The sequence below is a fragment of the bacterium genome, from assembly GCA_024228115.1.
Classification (GTDB): Bacteria; Myxococcota_A; UBA9160; order UBA9160; family UBA6930.
Genome location: JAAETT010000105.1, coordinates 1 through 3,815, shown reverse-complemented (window position 1 = coordinate 3,815; position 3,815 = coordinate 1). Strand labels below are relative to the sequence as shown.

The following is a 3,815-nucleotide window of genomic DNA, read 5'->3' as shown; positions in this document are numbered from 1 at the left end:
GGATCTCCCGCCACTCTTCGCTCGACCGTCTCACCTTGCCGTTCGCTTGCACCCGCACGCCGCCTCCTTCTGGATTGTCATGCGGTGGGTCTACATCGTGACGGCGAGCCGGGGAAGAACGTCGATGTCTGACCGCTTACGCCTTCGAAGCCAACGCGGCGTAGTGAGAAATGAAGGCCTGGTAGCTCTCGAACCACTTCGCCCAGTCGGCGTCTTCCGAAAAAGACACCTCGCCGCGCCATCCAGTACCAAGGACATCGACCTGTGGTTTGAGAAAAACATGGAGCCCCTGAGCCTGGGCCATGCGAATGACCTCAAGCAGGCTCTCGTCCGTTGGGCTCAGGTCGGGATGGGGTTGAATGTTCTGCGAGGATCGCTCCGCCTGGACCCAACGCGGCGTCAACGCCAGCCACTCGACCCCAGCGGCACGCAGTTCCTCTATCTGGGAGCGGGCCTCGGGTCTCGAATAGTCTTCACTCGACCAGCCGCCGAAGGTAAAGCCCTTCTGGAAGACCGGGTGGGAAACCTGCGCCCTGGCTGGCAGGGCATGGGAAATACCAATCGCTGTGAGCAGGATTGCGACAATTCGAAACCCCAGCGGACTCCCTCCCCTGGCTGCCTGATGGACACCCTGCACAGCCGCCGTGAAGACAACCCGCCCATGCGGAGCCACCTGAATCGAACCCCGACTGTACCATTCCTCGACGCTTGACGTGCCCCTGCGGGTTGCAGCTTCTGGTTAGGCGACGCCTCGGGCGGCCAGATATCCGCCTGTCGCTGCGAGCGGAAGGTGGAGAGCGGTTCCACCGGCAACCAGCCATAGGGGCTCCAATGCTCCCGGGAGGAAGAAGAAGGGAACTCCCACAACAAGTGACAGCATCCCAGCTCCCAGACCATGGGCAACGGGTCGACGGCGAGCCCACCGCGCCGCCACGTATCCCCCAGCCAGCGTCATGAAGGAACCGACGGCGTAGGACATTGCCAAGAACCACAAGGAACCAGCATAGGCCCCAGGATCTTCACCGGACGTGAGACCGACGATCTCCCAGACCAGGGCCACCACGAAGACGATGATAAACGTCCCGATGAAGTCCACACCAAGGCCACCGACGAGCACCGCCAGAAAACTGGAGCGCGGCTGCAGATCTGGGCCGCGCAGTTCCGCATTCGGGGGACGGTAGGCTTCGACCAATTTGCGCGCGCCGCTCAACTAGGTGGAAATCAGACTCAAAACGTACACGCCGCCCCCGCGAGCGACAATACGAAGACCTATCAGATGCGAGGCATCCACAAGGAGTGGAGCGGAAGCCAGGGCAGGCCAACCAAACCTTGGAGTGCGTGGTAGCCACCGGCGATGCCATGCCATGGGCCCCCCGGGAGCAGGACGCACGCGCCTCGCTCCGCGACGCTGACGGAGCCGAAGGCTGCGGCGATTCGCCGACATCTGACACTTACCGAACCGTCGGTAGGTCTTCATTTCGGCCGTGGTTGTGTGTCGCATCACTGAGCCCACGCGGCAACGCCCATACGTTCGTTGCATGGCGACGCGAACGGGGACGTGAATCGTCGGAGCCAGAGAAGGAGAACCGATGAAGAGACGAATCATCCTGAGCACCCTCGCGAGCGCCCTGCTCGCCTTTGCAGCCGGCACGGGCACCAGCCTCGCACAGGACACCCGCGGCACGATGACGTGCATCTACGAAGGCAAGGTCTTCCAACCAGGCGACCGCATCGAAGTCGATGGGAAGACGATGATCTGCAACGGATCCACGGGAACGTGGGTCGAAGCCGAAGAGTAGGTTGGATCCCCACGAAGCGGGGCCGCTGGTCCGTGTCCGGGTCGGCGGCCCCTCCATTCGTATGAACGGAGTCCGACCGTAGAGAGGGGACAGAACGTGTTCCACGCGCTTGCGCTGCTTGCCACCTTCGCGATCTGTTCGTGGATCGCCCTCGATCTACTGCTCTCGGCCTCGTGGCGTCAACGCATCGCGTGCGTTGCCGCGCTCGCCATCTCCTGCGCGTGCTGGGTTGCGGGGGAGCTCTTGCTGCTGGCGGCGGTCGAGCCTTCCGAAGTGCTCGCCGCGCGACAGGTTCTCTTCCTGGGAATCTGCCTGCTGGGGCCGACCTGGCTGTGGAGCGCGCTGGAAGCCCGCAGCCCCGGTTGGACGAAACGCCGAGCACTGCTGGTCGGCTCCCTTCTACTGCCATCGCTGGCGATCTACTCGATGCTCTATTGGGATTCGAGCGGCCTCTTCGTCGATGGAACCGCCCGGCCCGCGCGACATGGCCCGCTCTTCGCGGTTCACGCCGTCTACTCCTGGAGCCTCATTGCCATCGGGCTGCGGCTACTCCTCACCACCCCGGGAGCCCTCGGCGATCCACCCGAGGGCCGCCATCGATGGCTGCTCGTTCTCGCCGTCCTGGCACCACTTGGTGCCAACTTCGCCTACCTGGGATTCGGGCCCTGGCCGATCGACCCGACCCCGCTGATGCTGGGCTTCTCCGCGCTGGCACTTCGCAGCGTCGTCCTGCACGTCTTCTGGGGCCCCTACTACCTGCCCTTCTCCCGGACCGGCGCGGTCGAGCAGATGGAGAAGGCGTTCCTCGTCGCCGATCACCGCGGCCTGATCGTGGACGCAAACCCCGCGGCCCACGCATTGTTGGGTCATGTCGACAGCCGATCGCTGGCGGATGTGGTTTCGGAGCTCGAGCGCCGGCCCGGCGCCCTCGAGCCGGAGGGCTTCTGGCTCAGGCATCACGGCCAGGTCGTAGGCGCAGGGCTGGTGATCGCCGACCGCACCGAGCAGCGGCGCCTCGAGCACGAATTGGAGACGACCGTCCGCCTCGAAGCCATTGGTCATCTCGCTGCAGGCGTGGCCCACGAGGTCAACAACCCACTCACCTACCTGATAGCCAACCTCTCGATGCTCGAGCCCCTGATCCTCGCCCTCGCGGATTCCGACGTGGCGAAACGCCTTCCCCGAGAGGCGCGCGAGATCGTCGGGGAGAGCCCGCTGCTACTGGCGGAAAGCCGCGAGGGCGCGGACCGCATCCGGCGCATCGTGGCGCAGATGGGCGCGTTGACGGACGTCTCCGACAAGACGGCGGGGCCACGCCCGCTGGATCTGCGTGCGATGGTGGACAAGGCCTGCGCCATGGCGAACCTGAGCGGCCAGGATGCCGGGCCGCGGATCACCGGAAGGGATCATCTCCAAGCCGTAGCGGTCGAAGCCGACGTGCAGCACATCCTCCTCCATCTGCTGCTCAACGCCCGGCAGGCGGCCGGACCGAAGGGAGAAGTCGAGGTCCGGCTCGTCCGAAAACGAGACTGGGCCGTGGTGCGCGTGCTGGACGATGGGCCCGGCATTCCCGAGAAGGATCTGGCCCACCTCTTCGACCCGTTCTTCACCACTCGCCGGCCCGAACGCCTCGGCCTCGGATTGAGCCTGAGCTGGCGGCTCGCCCGAAGGGGCGGCGGGCGCATCGAGGTCGCCAATCGGATCAACTCGGGCGCCGCATTCAGCCTCTGGGTTCCATTCGATGGGAGCTGAGCCAACACCAACGGAAAGCCAGTCGGCACTTCCGCAATGCGGGACGCTGGGACCCAGCAGCGAGAACGCTGGGAGCAACTGCGCTAACTCGCATCCGGTTCGACGGCTCTTATGGCCCAACCGTGGTACAGGTGATGCGACCGACAGGCAGTAGCCGCTGCCTGCCGGTCTTTCACCCGGAGTCGGTAGACCGCAAACGCCTCGGTCCCTCGCGAGACCGTCAACAAGCAAGGGTCACCGCCTCCACTGCTGCAGCGAAGCTCG

The 3,815-nt window shown here is 64.9% G+C and carries 4 protein-coding genes; 2 read left to right on the top strand and 2 right to left on the bottom strand.

Features of this window, described 5'->3' with window-relative positions; translation table 11 throughout:
• Positions 1-136 precede the first annotated feature (136 nt).
• Together GY937_05575 and GY937_05570 are read right to left on the bottom strand one after the other, a co-directional pair.
• Positions 137-673, bottom strand: coding sequence for a hypothetical protein (locus tag GY937_05575; protein MCP5056182.1), 537 nt, complete (start codon positions 671-673; stop codon positions 137-139).
• A 66-nt stretch (positions 674-739) separates the two neighbouring features.
• Complete coding sequence (locus tag GY937_05570) at positions 740-1,210, bottom strand: hypothetical protein (protein ID MCP5056181.1); 471 nt, start codon at positions 1,208-1,210, stop codon at positions 740-742.
• 379 nt (positions 1,211-1,589) lie between these two features.
• On the opposite strand from GY937_05570, the gene GY937_05565 reads away from it, so the two are divergent.
• Both GY937_05565 and GY937_05560 read left to right on the top strand, forming a co-directional pair.
• On the top strand, positions 1,590-1,799 hold the full coding sequence (locus tag GY937_05565) for a hypothetical protein (protein ID MCP5056180.1): 210 nt from the start codon (positions 1,590-1,592) through the stop codon (positions 1,797-1,799).
• 96 nt (positions 1,800-1,895) lie between these two features.
• On the top strand, positions 1,896-3,551 hold the full coding sequence (locus GY937_05560; GenBank protein ID MCP5056179.1) for a hypothetical protein: 1,656 nt from the start codon (positions 1,896-1,898) through the stop codon (positions 3,549-3,551).
• Positions 3,552-3,815 lie beyond the last annotated feature (264 nt).